This window comes from Mucilaginibacter kameinonensis (assembly GCF_003675385.1).
GTDB lineage: Bacteria > Bacteroidota > Bacteroidia > Sphingobacteriales > Sphingobacteriaceae > Mucilaginibacter > Mucilaginibacter kameinonensis.
Window position 1 is genome coordinate 381,266 of sequence record NZ_RCWZ01000001.1, and the last position, 18,165, is coordinate 399,430.

Annotated in this window: 18 protein-coding genes; 10 read left to right on the forward strand and 8 right to left on the reverse strand. The window is 43.6% G+C overall.

The annotated features are described in order from the left end of the window. Positions 1-89 precede the first annotated feature (89 nt). Positions 90-965: a DUF4349 domain-containing protein gene (locus tag EAH55_RS01655; RefSeq protein ID WP_162996714.1), complete on the forward strand. Its 876-nt coding sequence runs from the start codon at positions 90-92 to the stop codon at positions 963-965. Positions 966-1,134: 169 nt separating this feature from the next. Beyond that, on the forward strand, positions 1,135-1,548 hold the full coding sequence (locus EAH55_RS01660; RefSeq protein WP_114939495.1) for a hypothetical protein: 414 nt from the start codon (positions 1,135-1,137) through the stop codon (positions 1,546-1,548). Between the two features lie 172 nt (positions 1,549-1,720). Here EAH55_RS01660 and dapF read toward each other — a convergent pair whose 3' ends face one another. Continuing rightward, positions 1,721-2,506, reverse strand: coding sequence for a diaminopimelate epimerase (gene dapF / locus EAH55_RS01665; protein WP_121808226.1), 786 nt, complete (start codon positions 2,504-2,506; stop codon positions 1,721-1,723). 192 nt (positions 2,507-2,698) lie between these two features. On the opposite strand from dapF, the gene EAH55_RS01670 reads away from it, so the two are divergent. The 7 genes from EAH55_RS01670 to EAH55_RS01700 all read left to right on the forward strand — a co-directional run bounded on the left by EAH55_RS01670 (position 2,699) and on the right by EAH55_RS01700 (position 10,555). Continuing rightward, the gene (locus tag EAH55_RS01670; RefSeq protein WP_121808227.1) at positions 2,699-4,234 is read left to right on the forward strand and encodes a Do family serine endopeptidase; all 1,536 of its coding nucleotides are present in this window, start codon (positions 2,699-2,701) and stop codon (positions 4,232-4,234) included. A gap of 1,049 nt (positions 4,235-5,283) precedes the next feature. Beyond that, positions 5,284-5,667 carry a (deoxy)nucleoside triphosphate pyrophosphohydrolase gene (locus tag EAH55_RS01675; RefSeq protein ID WP_121808228.1) on the forward strand — a complete coding sequence of 128 codons (384 nt, stop codon included), beginning with the start codon at positions 5,284-5,286 and terminating at the stop codon, positions 5,665-5,667. A 177-nt stretch (positions 5,668-5,844) separates the two neighbouring features. Further along, the gene (locus tag EAH55_RS01680; protein ID WP_121808229.1) at positions 5,845-6,528 is read left to right on the forward strand and encodes a DUF6134 family protein; all 684 of its coding nucleotides are present in this window, start codon (positions 5,845-5,847) and stop codon (positions 6,526-6,528) included. A 23-nt stretch (positions 6,529-6,551) separates the two neighbouring features. Further along, positions 6,552-7,190, forward strand: a complete 639-nt coding sequence (locus EAH55_RS01685; protein WP_114939501.1) for an RNA polymerase sigma-70 factor — start codon at positions 6,552-6,554, stop codon at positions 7,188-7,190. Next, the gene (locus tag EAH55_RS01690) at positions 7,187-8,182 is read left to right on the forward strand and encodes a FecR domain-containing protein (protein WP_121808230.1); all 996 of its coding nucleotides are present in this window, start codon (positions 7,187-7,189) and stop codon (positions 8,180-8,182) included. Before EAH55_RS01685 ends, EAH55_RS01690 begins: the two co-directional genes overlap by 4 nt. 146 nt (positions 8,183-8,328) lie before the next feature. Next, positions 8,329-10,083 (forward strand): carboxypeptidase-like regulatory domain-containing protein, encoded by a 1,755-nt coding sequence (locus EAH55_RS01695; RefSeq protein ID WP_121808231.1) that lies wholly within the window; start codon positions 8,329-8,331, stop codon positions 10,081-10,083. A gap of 1 nt (position 10,084) precedes the next feature. Continuing rightward, positions 10,085-10,555, forward strand: a complete 471-nt coding sequence (locus tag EAH55_RS01700; protein WP_121808232.1) for a hypothetical protein — start codon at positions 10,085-10,087, stop codon at positions 10,553-10,555. Here the strand turns inward: EAH55_RS01700 and EAH55_RS01705 are convergent. From EAH55_RS01705 to EAH55_RS01720, 4 genes are all read right to left on the reverse strand, one after another. Then, a complete protein-coding gene (locus EAH55_RS01705; protein WP_121808998.1) occupies positions 10,496-11,437 on the reverse strand; it encodes a nitrilase family protein in 942 nt (313 codons plus the stop codon). The genes EAH55_RS01700 and EAH55_RS01705 overlap by 60 nt on opposite strands. A gap of 77 nt (positions 11,438-11,514) precedes the next feature. Continuing rightward, on the reverse strand, positions 11,515-12,324 hold the full coding sequence (locus EAH55_RS01710; RefSeq protein WP_121808233.1) for an AraC family transcriptional regulator: 810 nt from the start codon (positions 12,322-12,324) through the stop codon (positions 11,515-11,517). 81 nt (positions 12,325-12,405) lie between these two features. Then, complete coding sequence (locus tag EAH55_RS01715; protein WP_208644768.1) at positions 12,406-13,233, reverse strand: N-acetylmuramoyl-L-alanine amidase; 828 nt, start codon at positions 13,231-13,233, stop codon at positions 12,406-12,408. Between the two features lie 171 nt (positions 13,234-13,404). Next, positions 13,405-13,560, reverse strand: a complete 156-nt coding sequence (locus EAH55_RS01720; protein ID WP_112568370.1) for a lmo0937 family membrane protein — start codon at positions 13,558-13,560, stop codon at positions 13,405-13,407. A 167-nt stretch (positions 13,561-13,727) separates the two neighbouring features. Here EAH55_RS01720 and EAH55_RS01725 point away from each other — a divergent pair, with 167 nt between their 5' ends. Further along, positions 13,728-14,894, forward strand: a complete 1,167-nt coding sequence (locus tag EAH55_RS01725) for a hypothetical protein (RefSeq protein ID WP_162996715.1) — start codon at positions 13,728-13,730, stop codon at positions 14,892-14,894. Position 14,895: 1 nt separating this feature from the next. Here the strand turns inward: EAH55_RS01725 and EAH55_RS01730 are convergent, their stop codons facing one another. The 3 genes from EAH55_RS01730 to ku all read right to left on the reverse strand — a co-directional run bounded on the left by EAH55_RS01730 (position 14,896) and on the right by ku (position 18,161). After that, a complete protein-coding gene (locus EAH55_RS01730) occupies positions 14,896-16,287 on the reverse strand; it encodes a hypothetical protein (protein ID WP_121808235.1) in 1,392 nt (463 codons plus the stop codon). A gap of 325 nt (positions 16,288-16,612) precedes the next feature. Further along, positions 16,613-17,158, reverse strand: coding sequence for a YciE/YciF ferroxidase family protein (locus EAH55_RS01735; RefSeq protein ID WP_208644769.1), 546 nt, complete (start codon positions 17,156-17,158; stop codon positions 16,613-16,615). 232 nt (positions 17,159-17,390) lie between these two features. Continuing rightward, positions 17,391-18,161, reverse strand: coding sequence for a non-homologous end joining protein Ku (gene ku, locus EAH55_RS01740; RefSeq protein ID WP_121808236.1), 771 nt, complete (start codon positions 18,159-18,161; stop codon positions 17,391-17,393). Positions 18,162-18,165 lie beyond the last annotated feature (4 nt).

The window sequence follows — 18,165 nt, forward strand, 5'->3', positions numbered from 1 at the left end:
AAAACAAAATTAAATTCTTCAAAACTTTGTTTTGATACAATTTAATAAGGCCAATGGCGTTTAATCTAAAACAATTAAACAGCCTTATTATGAAAACCTATTTTCTCCTGTCGATAAGCTTTTTGCTTGTACTAACATCATGCAAACATGATACAGAACAAAAAGTAAAGGTGCAAGACGTAGTGTTAACGCCACCTCCTACTGTAGAAGAAAAGAGCATTACAGCTGCCGATCAGCTGGAAGATAACAATATAGCTAAACCGGCCGCGCCTAATCTTGCCGATACCGCCAAAAAGATCATTAAGGAAGGTGATATTCGCTTTGAAACAGGTAACCCAAAGGCGGCTAAACAAAATATCGTCTCTTCACTAAAAAAGTTAGGCGGTTATCTTGCTGAAGAAAACGAAACTACCAGCAGCGAAACCAATCAAAAAGAGTATAGCCTCAAGATCAGGGTGCCCTCCAAAAACTTCGATGTGTTTTTAAACAACCTAACATCCAGCTCAGATCACATAGAATCAAAAAATATCCACATCCGTGATGTAACCACACAGTTTATTGATGTTCGTGCCGAGATCGGCAATAACAAACAGTTAGAACAACGTTATCTGCAACTGGCAGCCAAAGCAACCAAAATGACCGATCTGCTGGCGATAGAGGATAAACTGGCCGGTATCCGTACAACCATTGATTCGGCTCAGGGGCAACTTAATTACCTGAGCAGCCAGGTTAGTTACAGCTCGCTTGATATCAGCTTTTATACCCGGCATACGGGAGAAGTAAACACTGGTAACGGCTTTGGTTATAAATTTAAAACTGCACTTGGCGAAGGCTGGGAAGTTTTACAAAACCTGTTTTTCGCGCTTATAGCATTGTGGCCTTTAATGATAGGCGCTGTCATCCTTCTGCTGCTGATCAGGCGTTGGAAAAGGCGGAGAAAAGCAAATATTATAAGCGAGGTGTAAAAATTATCGCAAAAGTTAATTTAATATTAAAATTATAAAAACCGAAAATGATAAAAGGTATTACTTTATGAAGATTTAATTATAAGAGTAGAATCTTTATTAAATTAATTAATAAATGCTTGACAAGTAGAAATTTAACGCTAATTTTAAGCATCCTAATTGATTGATCATGATCCGTGTACGGTCTAAAGTTGTACTGTTGGTTGCCCCACATGTAGTTGGGCTTGAGGTATTGCCTAATAACAAGGTTTTTAAACATATTTCAACAACCGCGGCTATCTTTCCGGTCATACATGATATCAAACCCAACCTGCTCATTCTCGATTACGACTATCTTGTTCAGGATATCGAAAAAATCCTTCGTCGCTTAAGTTCAAACCCCGCATACAAAGGCATCAAAATTTGCTGCTATAAAAATAAATGGCACTCTAAAGTCGATCCTTTCCTGAAAACCTTAGGCGTTGATCATATTTTTTACGCTGAAGACATGAAGCAGGAAGCCTCTCGCAAAACCGCCTTTGAAGCCATCGGCGATGTTATAATGGATGGAACGTTTTTCAACTTACTAAAACCGGTACATTAAGCCCTTTTACATAAATGTCATTGCGAGCGAAGCGTGGCAATCTCGTAGCCAATGGATGTCCGATCTGCATAGCTACGCGATTGCTTCGTCGTTCCTCCTCGCAATGACATAGCTTTAATTAGCGCCCTTTGTTATTCTATTTCTTGATTCCTGAATCTAACAGTCTTGATTCTTAAACAACAACTTCTCCCTCAAAAACCTTAACAGCCGGACCTTCTAAGAAGATATCGGTAAAAGCTTTGCCATCATAATCAAAGCGAATGTTGAGGTTACCGCCCAATACCTTTATAGGAGTGGTGATATGTCCTGTTTGTTCGTTATGTTGCGCCATGGCTAATGCTACCGCTGTAACACCCGTACCGCAGGCAAAAGTTTCATCCTCTACCCCACGCTCAAAGGTGCGTACAAAATAACCGTCTTCGGCAGGTTCAACAAAGTTTACGTTGATGCCTTTTTCATGATAGATCTCATTATTACGGATGGCATAGCCCTCGGTATACATATCGCGTTCGGCAAGGCCATCAACCAGCTTTACGTAGTGCGGCGAGCCGGTGTTGAGTACATAGGCTTCAGCATCTTTACTAACATCGTTTACATCTATCATTTGCAGGCTCACCCAATCGCCCTCGTCTGAAATTTTGGCATAATGCGGACCATCGACAGCCAAAAATTCAGTTTCGGATTCAATAACGCCTAAAAATTTGGCAAAAGCCACAATGCACCTACCGCCATTGCCGCACATGCTGCTCGGCTGACCATCGGCATTGTAATAAACCATCTCAAAATCGTACCCTTCTTTGTTTTGCAGCAACATGAGGCCATCGCCCCCAATACCAAAACGGCGGTCGCAAAGGCTTGAAATTAGCTTAGGATTGTGATGATCAACGCTATTATCGCGGTTATCTATCAAAATAAAATCATTTCCGGCGCCCTGGTACTTATAAAAATGTAAATTCACGTTATTATACTATTTAATGTCAGCTCATTAATGTTAGCAAAACCCGTGCTAACAATCAAAAAAGCCAATGTTGATCTATTTAACAAATTTTAACATAAAACACAATAACTTATCGTTGATTATCTCGTCTATATGGTATTAAATTTGATTTGTAAAATAAGTAAACTTAATAATAAGAAAGGCAAATTATAAATGAAAAAGATAGGTTTAACACTATTAACCGCTTTTGTTGGAGGGGCGATGGCCTTAGGGGTATACAAGGTTATCGAAAACAAGTACTCAGACAACATGAGCTTTGAGGACAAACAGAAAGTATATTTTACCAGCAACCCGTCGGCTCCGGTATCATCAACCGGCGATCTGGATTTTACACAAGCGGCTGCCGTAGCTACCCCCGCGGTTGTTTACATCCGCACCACGTATAGCAGCAAAGCCAGCGGTGGCGGTCAGGATCAGCTGGAGCAAATGTTTGGCGATATGTTTGGTCAGCGTTCGCGTCCGCAAGGTCCGCAAATGGCATCTGGTTCGGGCGTTATCATTTCGCCTGATGGCTATATCGTAACCAACAACCACGTGGTTGAAAAGGCCGACAAAATTACTGTTGCCACCAATGATCACCGTACATTTAGCGCCAAAGTTATCGGTACCGATCCAAGCACCGACCTTGCCCTGATTAAAGTGAGCGCTACCAACCTGCCTATTGTAAAATTAGGCAACAGCGACGACGCTAAAGTTGGCGAATGGGTTTTAGCCGTTGGTAACCCTTTTAACTTAACATCAACCGTTACAGCCGGTATCATCAGCGCCAAAGGCCGTAATATAGGCATCATAGGCAGCGAAGATAATTCGGACGAAAATCCGTTCGGCCGTACCCGTCAGCAAACAGCTCCAAAATTGAATAAAGCTATCGAGTCGTTTATTCAAACAGACGCGGCCATTAACCCTGGAAACAGTGGTGGCGCGCTGGTTAACACCCGTGGCGAGCTGATTGGTATTAACGCCGCTATCGCTTCGCACACCGGCTCATACGAAGGTTATGGTTTTGCTATCCCGGTTAATCTGGCTAAAAAAGTATTGAACGATATCAAAAAATTCGGTACCGTGAAACGTGGTTTCGTAGGTGTTACTTTCACCGAACTTAACCCTGATGTAGCTCAAAAACTCGACGTAACAACCACCAATGGTTTATATGTTAATGATCTTGTACCGGGCGGTGGCGCCGAGCAGGCAGGTTTAAAGAAAGGCGATATCATTGTTAAAGTTGAAGGTCAGCAGGTTTATGAATCATCCGACTTGCAGGAACGTGTAGGTCGTTTGCAACCTGGCGACAAGATCAACGTCACCGTATTGCGCGATGGCAAGGATAAAGATTTCGCGGTAACCCTTAAAGGCGACGCGGCACCGGCAACTAACCGTACTGCAGCCACATCTAAATCGGCCGAAGAGCTGTTTAACAAACTGGGGGCAAGCTTCCACGCTTTAACCCCAGCCGAAAAAGCAAAACTGCATGTTAACGGTGGTGTACTGGTAACCCAGGTACGTGAAGGTGGTTTATTTGATGCTGCCGAAATTCCTGAAGGTGTGGTGATCACCAGCATCAATAAAATAGCCATCGGCAGTATTGATGATATTGACAGGGCAATTGTAAAACCAATACAAGGCAATATTATTATTGCCGGTATCTACCCTGATGGTTCGCACTTCAGTAGCGCGTTCCCGGCTCAATAAGTTTTTATAAGTGATTTTATATGAAAGCCCTGGTCTATTTGGATCGGGGCTTTCTTTTTAGGGTTAAAAAAAGCATGTCCCTGTGCGATTTCCTTCTTGAGACTAACAGCCCATCTATTGACGCATCCCTCCCAAGGGAGGGATGCGTCGGGATTGCGTATTGGTAGGGAGGGGTTTATACACCATTTAGCGAATAAGCCTGTTGATGAAACCCCTCCCTACACCCTCCCAGGGGAGGGAATCGCACAGCCCACTCCCTTAAAACCATCTAACTGCCTTTTGATGGGCTATTACTCTCTTGAGAAGGGCATAGAGGCATGTTTCTGTGATGATATATGCCCCCCGACCCGCAGTTTTTTTTCCTTGTTATGAAAAGGGCTTTGCTGTAATATAGCATACATCGTCGCCCTCCTGCCTGCGCTATAGCCTTAACTTGAGCCAGCAGCGGGGGGTTAACAGGGTTAACAGAAATTCAAATTATCACATATCAATATCCTGACAATCAATATGTTGAATAAAAACAAGGGTTACGCCTAAATCCGCCGCTCAACTGGTGCTGAGTGACACTTAACGTAAGGAAGAAAAAGCCCGGGCCTGCGCACTTCCCCTCTTGAGAGGGGTGCAGGGGAGTGTTTCTACGATAGGCAACCCGCTTCTCTTTTGTTTTTTTGAAGAAGGCTGAAATTCTCGGGTTTTAAAAAGAGCATTGTTGTATCAACCTACACCGTCGCCCTCTTGGCCGCGGGGGCCTTTACTTTACCTTAGATGCAAAGCAACCAAACATCAAGACAAAAAAATGCTTCCCCCCGCAGGCCATACTCCCCGGCCCGCTTTTTTGTCGGGCCGGCGCGCTTTTGTTTTTACTACCAAAATGTCATTGCGAGGAGCGTGCATAGGAATGAGCCGGGGACGCGACGCGGCAATCGCATGCTATACAGAGCGACCATGCTTCCTCCGTGCGGTTGCCACACAGCGCTCACGTTTTTTATTATTCTTGTTTCCTGACTCTTGCCGTCTTGTTTCTTCTTCCAATCTCCTATCTTAGAAACGTGATCAAAGTAACCTGCGCTATTATTGTTAATGCCGACGGACTCGTTCTCGCCGCCCAGCGGAGCGCAACCATGAACCAGCCGCTAAAGTGGGAGTTCCCCGGCGGCAAAATTGAACCCGGCGAAACCGCCGAAGCCTGCCTCATCCGCGAGATTAAGGAAGAGCTTCATGTGGATATTGAGATTGTTTCTTCTTTGCCAGCTAACACACATCAGTATCCTAATTTTACTATACAACTGATCCCCTTTGTGTGTAGGATTATCGCCAGCGAGATCTTGCTTAAAGAACATCTCGATTTTAAATGGGTGGCTAAAGATGAATTATTAGTTTTGGATTGGGCGGAAGCGGATGTGCCGGTGGTTAGGTATTATATTGAAAATTAAGTTTCTCTTTTCTTTCCATTTATTTTTTCTATATTTGAATCTATATAATTCAGATAGACATAGTATACATTAATTAATCAAACAAAATAATGCAAAGGCATAGGGGTAAAAATTTAGAGTGTTGTAATAAAGTAAACGCGTTAAAAGCTTTATTCAATCACTTTAAAATAATTACCCATGATACCCGCTTTAATAATTTGGTTATTTAAAAAATATATCCGGCCTGCCCTCCAAAACAAAACTTTCCCAACGTTAAATATATTCGGTCCGCTTAGGTGGGCTGCAATGGTAGCTGCTTTATTATGCCTTGCTGCCGGTGCTGTTGCACAGGAACAAACAGTTAAGTACAACGTGTTGCACAGCGGCAAGGTGGTTGGCCACATGAACCTGTACCAGAAACGCCAGGGCGATGAGTTGTACCTCAAAATGATCTCCGAGGTAAAAATGCGCTTCATTTTCAGCGTTAAAGTTGATATACAGGAGGAGAGCACTTTTAATAATGGCAAGCTCATCAGTTCGCAGGTTTGCCGTAATGTCAACGGAACCGAAAAGTGTAATCGCCAAACCAAAGCCATTGCCTCAGGTTATCAAACTATCGCCGAAGGCAAATGCGGCAAAACTGTTGATCAAAAGCAAATTGCTGCCAACCTGATGTTGTTGTACTGCCGGGAGCCCGAAAACCAGGCGCAGGTATACTCTGATAACTTTCAGCAGTTTTTGCAGGTTAAACAGGTGAGCCCGCATGTATACCGGATAGACTTGCCCGATGGTAACTACAATTTCTACAGCTATACCAATGGTGTGTGCAGCAAGGTTGATATCCATCACACATTATACACCATCCAGATTCAGCTGGCGTGATTGATTTTTAACATTTGGGCTCTATGAATTTAACGGCCAAACAAGCTATCTTTAGCGCTAACATCTCCCCTCTTAAAGTGGAATATAGCGATAGCACGGCCATTGGTTTAATTAAACAGGGAAGCCAGAAGGCTTTTGAGCGACTTTTTAAAGATCACTTTAAAAGCCTGCATGCCTACGCCTACACTTTTTTAAAGGATGATGAAATGGCCGAAGAGGTAGTACAAAATGTTTTTTGCCGCATTTGGGAAAAACGCGATCAGCTTAAAACCGATGGCAGTATCAAGGCTTACCTGTACCGATCTGTACATAACGAAAGTTTGAACTACTTAAAACACCAGAAGGTACGCGCCAATTTTGGCGTTTATTATGCCGATGAAATGGAGCAGGTAGGCAACGATGATTCGGCTTCAAAAAAACTGCTTACGGCCGAACTGCAAAAGCATATAGAAAAAGCCCTGAGCGAACTGCCCGAGCAATGCCGCATCATTTTTCAGCTGAGCAGGTTTGAGCAGCTTAAGTACCAGCAAATTGCCGATCAGATGGGGCTTTCTATCAAAACTATCGAAAACCAGATGGGCAAGGCGCTGCGGGTGATGCGCCAGAAACTGGCCGAATTTTTACCCATTATTTTATTGTTATTTATTAATTGGTTTGTATGAGCTATACCGGTATGCCCATAGATGATGATTTGCTGGTGAAATACCTGGTTGGCGAAGCTACGTCCGCCGAGGTGGAAGCTATACAGAACTGGATTGCCGCTTCGCCTGCTAACAGGCAGGAGTTTGATAATTTTAAACTGATTTGGGATGAGAGCCAGCATATCGCCTCTACCAAAGCCTTGGATGAAGATGCCGCCTATCTCCGCTTGCAAAAAAGGCTAAACAACACAGCACCGAACGTTGAAGCCCGACCAGTGCATGTCCGCAAAATGAAACTTAGTTGGTGGATTGGCATAGCGGCATCGTTACTATTGATTAGTACCGTGGCCTGGCTAACTATCAGCCATTATTATGACAACCGGGCTATTGCTTTTGTAAAGATAGAGAGCGAGGCTAAAACCCGTATACAAACGCTGCCCGATGGTTCGGTGGTTACACTGAACAGTCACAGTACCCTTATTTACCCGGAAAGGTTTACAGGCGCCATTCGTCCGGTTACTATGCTGGGCGAAGCTTTCTTTAAGGTAACGCCTGATAAAACAAAACCTTTTATAATTAAGGTGAACGGTGTAACAGTTAGGGTGGTTGGCACGTCATTCAATGTGAAAAGCCGCGACGATAAAACGCAGGTAATTGTGGAAACGGGCATTGTTAACGTTAGCGAGAAGAGCAAGAATGTAAACCTTAATCCCGGCGAAAAGGTGCTGGTTACCAAAAAGGACGGTTTACAGGCTAAGGAGATTATCAAAGGTCGTTTGTATAACTATTATGCAACTCACGAACTGGTTTGCGACGAAACCCCACTACATGAACTGGTAGGTTCGCTGAATGAGATTTACGGATCGCATATTGTTATCGGCAACAAGGCTATTAATAATCTGCCTATTACCACGGTGTTTAACGATCAATCGTTAGATGAAACGCTGCTGGTGATTTCTGAGACCTTTAAGATTAAAGTGGAGCGCGGGAAAAAGGGGATTGTGTTGAAGTAAGCACTGCACTATAAATAGAAACGGGCATTACTATAAAACCATGTCATTGCGAGCGAAGCGTGGCAATCGCACGGCAGCAGGGCCGCTCTGTATAGCATGCGATTGCTTCGTCGTTCCTCCTCGCAATGACATAATTTTAGATATTTATGTTGTATAAACTACATCGTTACCTAAACTATACCTGTTGCCTGCTCCTCCTCACGGCCTTAACCGCTCATGCCGATTCTATCCTATCCAAAAACATATCTGTACATGTAACCGAAATGCGCCTGGGCACCGTACTAAAAACTATCGAGCAAAAGGGCAACTTCTACTTTTCGTACAATAGCAATATCGTAAAAACCGACAGCCTTGTAACAGTTAATGCCGATAACTGGACCATCAAAGAGGTGCTTGACCATATGCTCAGCTACCGGTTTGAATACCGCGAGACGAAGAATTTCATCATCCTGAGATATGCGCCCCTCCAACTCACCATAGTTACCGACAAAGCCGCAACCGAGGGCGATAGCTATAGCATCAGCGGAACAGTTACCGATGAGCAAACTGGTCACAAACTGCCTAACGCCAGCGTTTACTCGCATGAGCAACTACAATCGGTGTTAACCGATAGAGAAGGCCATTTTGATATGACGCTCCGCAATGAAGGTCAGCCAATCACCCTCACCATCAGCAGGGAGTTTTACAAGGACACTACCGTTACCTTTTTGGCAGATGTTAATGTAAGAAGCACCGATACCACGCTGAAGAAAAAGCGCGGCCTATTAGGTTATATATTAAGCGATGATTATTCGGGTGTTGAAAATACTGCACTGGGCAAGCTATTCCTCTCCACCAAACAACAGATCCAGGCTGCTAATCTCGGCGGACTGATTGCGCAGGCGCCATTCCAGGCTTCGGCCATACCGGGTGTAAGTACTCACGGCAATTTCAGCGGACAGGTGGTAAACGTAGTTTCGCTCAATGCTGTCGGCGGGTATAATGCCGGTGTAGATGGTTTTGAAATGGGTGTCATTTTCAATTTGGATAAAGGTGATGTCGGCGCGGTACAGATAGCGGGCATCTTTAACGTTGTCGGCGGATCCGTTAATGGCATTCAGGTTGGCGGTTTGTATAACAATGTGCTGGGTAATGTACGGGGCATTCAACTGGCGCTATTGCATAACAGCGTAAAACAAAACATGAATGGCCTGCAGTTATCGGCGCTCTATAACCATACCCGGGGTTCAGTCCGTGGTATCCAGTTGGGCGCGATAGGCAATATCGCTGGTAAAAACTCCGACGCACTGCAGATTGGAGGAGTTGGTAATATCGCCCAACAAAAGTTTGGCGGGTTGCAGGTGGCGGGCTTGTTCAATTATGCCAAACATCTTACCGGTGTTCAACTCGCGTTGGTGAACATCGCTGATACTTCGTCGGGTTTTAGCATTGGTCTGCTGAATATTATCAATAGCGGTTACCACAAACTGGCTATTTCCACTAACGAAACGCAGAACATCAACCTTGCCTTTAAAAATGGGAACAATAAACTGTACACCATTTGGCAGGGCGGTATGCGGGTAGATGGAAACAGTAAACTCTATTCCTTCGGATTGGGCTTCGGCCGGGAATTTGGTTTGGGGCAACATCTGGCTATTAATACCGAAATAGGCTCAAGTTACCTGTACCAGGGCACCTGGTTAAAAACCAATCAGCTTAATAAGTTCAATCTGGATTTTACTTACAAGGTAAGCCGCAAGTTCTCCATTTTCGCCGGGCCATCATTAAACTTTCTATATTCAGATCAACGAACTCCGGTTGATGGCTATGCTTATGTCCGGGACCTGCACCATTCTTTTATCCGTGATAATCGTAACTGGACCGGTTGGGTTGGATGGAGTTTCGGGATTAATCTGTTTTAAAGTGCCCTTTATTGTATTTAACAATCATTGGCCCGCTCAATCGCCGCGGGAGGGCTTTGTTCTTTTTCTTGATAAAAAGAACCAAAAATCAAGTCAGCGGATAGGCTTCTTTGCCGCACAGGCCTTTACCCCGCAAAGCGAACAGAACCACGGGCTGCAATTATTTTGCCCAGCTTCGCTCGCTCATAGCCCTCCCCTTCTGCAAAAACTTGCTATGCCCCCTGCAGCCGCACAAGCCGCCATTGTTCTGCCCGCTTTCGCCCGAAGCTTACCTGCTGACAGAGTTGGGAAAGAAAAAAAGAGGGAAAATAATAAAACCATGTCATTGCGAGGAACGAAGCAACCGCACGAAAGCACAGCCGCCCAGTTTATTTACAACGGCGTGTTTGTAGCCTACTCAGGTACCCTAATTTTACAACCAAACCACTTTTTGAAAGCTTTGATGCTCCTGGCCAATGATATCCCGATATAACTCAGGCTTTCTGGCCTGGATGTAACGATAGCCGCCTGCTTTGGTTAGTTTATCTGGCGTAAGCTCGGCTATTGTAAATTCATTATCTAATGACCGGCATTCAGTCATGATATCCCCGTATGGATCAATGATCATGGAGCAGCCATTTTTTAGCTGGTCGTCATCCATTCCTATCGGATTGGAGAACACGGCATAAACGGCATTATCATACGCCCGGGCAGGCAGCCACTTCATTAACCATTGCCTGCCTTTTAAACTATCAAATTCCTGTCGCAGCAGTTGCGCATTGGCTTCTTTATTTTTCCATAGCTCAGCGTCAACAAAACCGGCTCCTGGCCGGGTTGATGGTGTACACATGGTAACGTGCGGCATAAAAATTACCTGGGCGCCAAGCAACGTGGTCGCGCGTACATTTTCAATTATATTATTGTCATAACAGATAAGTATGCCGCATTTCCATCCGTATAAATCAAATACGGTATACGCCGTTCCGGGTAAAAGATGCGGGTTGATAAAAGGATGTAACTTGCGGTGTTTGGCAATCAGTCCGGTTTTATCAACGCATACATAAGCCTTAAATAGGTTATCGTCTTGATCCTTTTCAAACAGACCGGCCAGTATGGCAATATCATACCGCCGGGCGTATTCGGTCAGTGCTATGATGCTCGGTCCGTTGGGGATTTCCTCGGCAAGGTCAAGCATTTGTGCTTTGTCCAGATTCCGGGCAAACGTATAACCAGTTACCGAACATTCATGAAATGCTATGGCTTTGGCCCCTTTTCTCGCGGCATCGGCTGCCATTTGCTCAATGATTGATAAGTTATAGGCCTTATCCCCGCTTTTATTTTCAAATTGTGCCGTGGCTATCCTTAGGTTTTCCATATGCTGATCTTGTTTTAACATTCCAAAACTACCAGGAACATAACAAAAGCCATTGTAAAAAACCGACAAACGTCAATTTAAGCGAGGGGCATAAAATTTATGGCCAGCAAATTATGATTGGCTTTGTATTGCAACGGAGTAACGCCCGTATGCTTTCGGAAAAAATTGTTAAGATGCGCCTGGTCGTAGTACCCGCAGGCATAACTCAGACTGCCTACTTCTTTTACCAAAGTGAGCTTTTGAAGCTGTTTGAGATAGTTTTGAAACTTAACCGCGTCGATAAACTTTTTAGGAGAGATCCCTACTTCCTCATTAAACCTGCGCTCAAGCTGCCGTTCTGTTACGGGCAGCACATCCAGCAAGCTTTTAATATTAATGATCCCACTGTGCTTCTGAATGATGCTTATAGCGCGATCTGTAATGCTTACTCCCCTATCTTTAAAAGTCATTTTTCTCAATAAAAATTGTTCGGTAATACTTGCTGCAGTGGAGAGATCCGTGACGTTTGCGATCTGATCTTCAAGATCTGCGGCATCCTGTCCAAAAAAATCTTTTAAGGGCACAGTATTGTTATTAAGTTCATAAGCAGCCACACCAAGGAGGGTTAATAACGCGTTGGGCTGCAAAACCACTATCAGCATAGCCAATTCACCAGCCGAAACAATATCGTTATAATGCGTTATCTGCCCGTAAACAAAACTGTACGGTTGCTCACTGGCGACAACATGATGTTGGTCGTACTGCAACAAGGGCGCTTTTAAATGAAATACCATTCCGGGGTTACCGTCCGAAAACAGGCGGTAATTTATGGCAGCGTGTTCATCATGCGCTATAATTAAATAGTGCTTAACAATACCCGAGAGCAAAGGGTGTGGTGCTATTTGCATGATATTATAAAGGCTTGATAAAGATAATCATTATTTTACCTGATAAACTGCCTGCTGCTCTCCCTTTAGGAAGCCAGATGGTTAATATTTCCTGTACACGTTATAAAGAATATTCAAATCCAGTTGTGTCATTGTTGGTGTTTCGTCAGTCTGAACAAAATGGCGTTTAAAAGCAACAATAGCTACAGGGAGGTTACTGATGTCATAACCTATTAGCTTAAGCGCTGTGGCATAATCAAAATTATCCGGCGGAAGTTCAAGCAGTTCTTCCCGCCAAAAGCCAAAGCCTTTTTGGGCTAACAGTTTCCAGGGAAACAAGGGCCCAGGATCGGGCTTGCGCAATGGTGCTATATCCTGATGGCCTATAAAATTGGCCTGCGGAATGTTATAGGTTTTCTTGAGCTGGGCCAGCAACGCCAGCAGACTTTTAACCTGTATATCATTAAAAGGCTCGTGCCCGTTGTTGTCAATTTCGATACCAATCGAGCAGCTATTCATATCACTAACGCTTCCCCATTTACTGATGCCCGCATGCCAAGCCCGCAGGTAATCATTAAGCATGTGGTAAACCTTACCGTCTTTACCCACTACATAGTGCGCGCTCACCTGTGGTTTTACCAACGTGAAAGTATTGAGGGTTTGCTTAACCGAATCCTGTGCGGTATAGTGAATGATCACATAATTAGGCTTACGCAGGTTGAAGTTCACGGTGCCCACCCACTCCGACGGAATGGCTCCGCCGGCGCTGTCGACCAACATGGCAGGCTGCTCCCGGCTAATTATTTCAATTAACGAGTCGGTTTGTGTATGATATACTTTATTGGTAGCGGCATAGGGCTGTACTTTAGGCGAGCATGCGCTGATGGCAGCTATCGAAGCGGTTATTAGTAAAATGTATCTATTTTTCAAACCTTGATTTGCTTGATTTTAGGATTTACACTGATGATTTAAAACAAGTATACAAAAAACCTTGATGCATTTGATTTAAAGACATTCTGATTTAGTCAGGGAAATCCGTAAATCAAGCGTATCAAGGTTCCTTTTTGAGATAGCCTATTCAGCTTTATATTTCTATCAACCTTATATCGCTGTCGACCGCCTTATTACGCCTAATAAAAGCGCGATAACGGCTATCACCAGTAAAATATGAATAAGGCCACCTACAGTTGTAAAGAATACGCCAATTGCCCATCCTATAATCAGGATGACTGCAATTATATACAGGAGAGAGTTCATAATACTTTGTTTTTAATTAATGATTTTCATAGATATCAATATAATAGCCGATACTGCCTAAAAGTTTTAAATTTTGTGTTTTTTGTGATCGATGGAGCTCGTTTACAACTGTATTTTGGTGAGAATTATTCCTGATGTATATTTAGGCTCCTAACCTCATGAAAACAATGAAACATATTTTTCTGTCTGCGTGCCTGCTAACTGTCGCCGCTGTTGTCAATGCTCAATCAAAGTTGCCGGTTATCCGGGCCACATCAAAAAGTGTTGCTATTAATGATGGCGGCTTTCTGGATAAAAACGCGTGGTCGCTTTCGCCGAAAACAAGGCCCGATATCTATACTGCTGACAGAACGCGGGAAACCAAATGGGTTACTTTTTATACCGATATTGATTCGATAAGGGTGAAAGTTAAGCCTGGTACACGATATGATTTCATCATCCTGCTTAATGGTAAGGATTCATGTTATACGCAGGTAGCAAGCGCTATTCCACCGGTAGATAAACACCAGGTATCAATTAAAAACGATACCATTCCTTTCAAACTTTCAGCCTATAATGCCATAGCGGTAAAGGCCATACTGAATGATACCGATACTTTAAACCTGCATTTTGACGCAAGCTCTTTCGATTTTCATTTAACAAGAGATGCTATTATAAAAAAGACAAAGCTGCTTCCCAACCAGGCCGATGTTTTGGCAGGCAAAGCCAAGCCCAATTTTAACGGAATGAATAAAGCCCAAAAGCTCCAGATGGGAACGGCTGTTTGGCTTAACCAGGAGATACTGCCCACCGGATTAACATCATACGAAATGGATGGCCGCTTTGCCTGGAACCTGTTTGAAGGCAAACAGGTAGAGGTTGACTATGATAACAACCGCATAATCATTTATAACAAAATGCCTAAAGGATTGAAAGGCTACGAACGGTCGAAAATCGGCTTTATCAAGTCGTTTCCTTATGCTACCGGAACATTTGAAATAGCCGGTAAAAAATACATCGGCAATTTTACGATGGATACGGGTTCCGATCAGTCATTGATCCTGGATAGCGGATGGGTAGCTAAAAACAATTTTCCGGCCAATTTAAAGCTTATCAAATCGTCAACCATCAGTGATCCGCTTGGGGTAAAATATGAAATGAAAATAGTGGAAGCGCCGCTGTTCAGGCTCAATGGCTTCCCTACTGCCAATATACCTACACTTATTTTGAGCAATAAGAATCCGCTTGGTTTTGAAATCAACTATCTGGGCAACGGGCTTTTGAAACGGTTTAATATGATCCTCGACTTTAAGAATGATTACCTGTACATGAAACCCAATAAATTATCAAGCTAAATTAATTCCCGGCAGGTACCGCCCAGCTTTGCCCATCCAGCACAGGGTTTACGTCCATATTATCATACTGTATGTTTAGCTTTTGCTGACCGCTTGTTGTTGCCTCACGATACGGAATGGTGATACCCTGTACCGGCCGAAGATCTGAAAGCATGGAGAAAAGTGTTTTATCGCCAACTTTATAGCCATAAGCCATCAGTTGGTTTTGATCATTTATAGCAAACACGTATTCGTTGCCGTTTAACTTGCATTGAACGGTGTACATATTATTGTTGGGGATTTTTTGCGTATTCATGACCTGCATTTGATCAAGCAATGATTTACGTAAGCCGATAACGCCGGTGTACAGGGCAGTTTTTACTTCGGCCACACTATTGGCCGGCAATTCAGATTTGTTGCCGCTGCTCCACTGCCATCCGGTATTGCCTTCTGTTTGCTGCACTGAAACAGGTTTGCCGTTTTTCCATATTTCGACGCGCACCTTACTATTTGGAATATCAATCAGCTCCACAACTTTTAAGCCCGAAACAGAACCGGTCAAACGTGCTGTTTTCAAAGCGTTCAATTTATCGCCGCCGTGCGCGGCATTAGCTTTTAAAAGCAATGTTTTGCCATCGGGCACAGCGTTATTATCGGCAGTTGTAGAATTACCAGAAGCTTTTTTTGCTACAGTTGACGACTTCGCATTATTAGAAGCGGCGTTATCATTATTATCTACAAAAAATACCCGCCCATCAACTACAGCCATACGGGTTTTACCGCCCATGTCGCAAAAAAAGCTGTGCAATTCGGTATGGCCATCTGTATAGGTAAGCGTAAGTACACCCTTGTTTATTTTATAGGTACCACTACCGTCCTTGCTGCTTGAACTGCCGCCACCAACATTTTCACCGGCTACAACGGAACCCGAATAGCGCGAATTGCTGAAATGTCCTTTACCATCAAAATTTAATCCCTGTGTACTCAAAGCGCCAACATAAGTTGTACCATAGGCCGCGCCACCGCCACCCATAGCGCTGATAAATGAATAGTAACCTTCCGGTATAATGTTACCCTGAAGTTTGAACAACTCATGCGCGTAATTAGAAAGGCTCCCGTACTTGGTTATGGTATAAACAGACGAGCTTTTGGTATATTTAAGCGTTACCTCCCCTTTGTTTATTGTATATCTGCCGCTTACATTGGTTTGCCAGTCGTTCCGGTTAAGCAAATCATTGAACGTACCATCCGGCCTGAACAATACGGAAACATCCCGCCTGTTCATTCCACCGCCAAATATGGGGCTTGGCGAGAACTCACATCCGGCATAAACGCCATCTAACTTATCCTGGGCAAAAACATGATCGTAAAAGCAACATAACAAGGCAAATAGTACCAGGCTGAATTGTTTCATAGGGCGTCGGTTTTTTGTCGATAAACCGCATTTGCCAACTATTGTTTGTAGAAATGTTTTAATTAATATCTAATTAACGTTGAAGAGAACGCTTAATATGAAGCCCTTATGTCATTTCGACGAGGAACGAGGAGAAATCTTATACGTCCTGCTCACCGATGTGTCATTCCGTCTTGCTTGGTGTATAAGATTTCTCTTTCGCCCAAGCGCTCGGGCCTCCCCTGCTCTATCGAAATGACATTTTTTTAGATAACAATACGCTCCAATAAAAAACGGCCGCAAGGAATAACTCCCTCACAACCGCTCTTAAAAAACTAATAAATGGTTAAGCTTTTTCAATTTTCGATGCCTGGTTAATGCCGGCTTCGGCTATTTGGGTAAGCAGGCTATCGCATGTCCGTTCTTCATGTAGGGTTGAGTCAAGCAGCTCGGCGGCATGCTCATAACCCAATACACTGGCCAGTGTACGGAGCGTACCGTACGAAGCAATTTCATAGTGCTCAATTTTTTGCGCGGCCGAAATAATACCGGCATCACGGGTGATGCTACCTTTTTCGGTTTCAGCCACAATTTCCTCTCCTTCTTTGATGAGACCTGCCATCGCTTCGCATTTTACAGCTACAGCTTTTTGACCTATAGAAGCGAAAGCATCCTCCAGACGGATGATCTGGCGCTCGGTCTCGGCCTGATGGTTTTCAATAGCCGAACGCAACTCATCTGAAGTTGCTGCCTTAGCCATTTTAGGCAATGCCTTTGAGAGGTGTTTCTCGGCCCAGTAAATGTCTTTTAGTTCATCAATAAACAATTCGTTCAGGGCCGATTCCTGCACATTGTTGGTTTGTTCGGGTGATTTTACTTTAGTTGTTGCCATGGTAGATGTTTTAATGTTTTTGTGAAATAACATCTACAAACACAACGCCAATTTTATTATTTTAAATAAGTAAATTAATTATTAGGATAATTTTAGCTTGAATTTTTATCTCAATAAAGTACCCTTGATCGTCTTGCCCTACAACTATAAGTTCTAAAAAATATACAGCCTGCCCGATTTTAAGGAATTTACCGGGTGACTTAGGGCTTCCAACTCCCAGCTTAAGACTTACCTAAGCCCCTTTCTTGGTTTTTAAGCTGGCCATCAGCTGGTCGTACAAATCATCGCTGCCGGTTTTTCGTGGTTTAAGTTTCTTAACCTTCGCGCGTTTGCCTTTTGATTTAGCCTCGATGATCTTAAGTAACTCATTGTTGTATTCATCTTTAAATTTGGATACATCAAAATCCTCGGCATATTGATTAATTAGCGTAAGCCCCATATCCAACTCCTTTTTGCTCACGTCAATTTTATCGGGCAGGTTAAGGTCTTCCGTATCACGAATTTCCTGCGCAAAACGAATGCGGGTTACTACCAATACATTTTTTAACGGATGGACAATACAAAGGCTTTCGGTACTGCGTAATACAAAACGCGCCAGCCCCGCTTTTTTTGATTGCGTTAAGGCCTGGATGAGCAGTGCATAGGCCTTATTGTTTTTGGTGTCGGGCTCGGTGTAATAGGAGGTTTCGTAAAACATGGGATTTACATCGGCTATATCAACAAAGCTTTCTATTTCAATTACCTTACTTTTTTCCGGCGCGGCATCTTCAAAATCCTGCTCATCCATGATCACATATTCATCATCAAGCTTATACCCTTTAACAATTTTGTCATAAGGTACTTCTTTATGGGTGTTTTCATTAACCCGCTGATAACGGATGCGGGCATGATCGCGGCTATCCAGCATATCAAAATCAAGCGAGCTGGTTTGCACTGCCGAATATAATTTAACCGGGATGCTCACCAACCCAAACCCTATCGAACCTTTCCATATCGATCTCATAGCC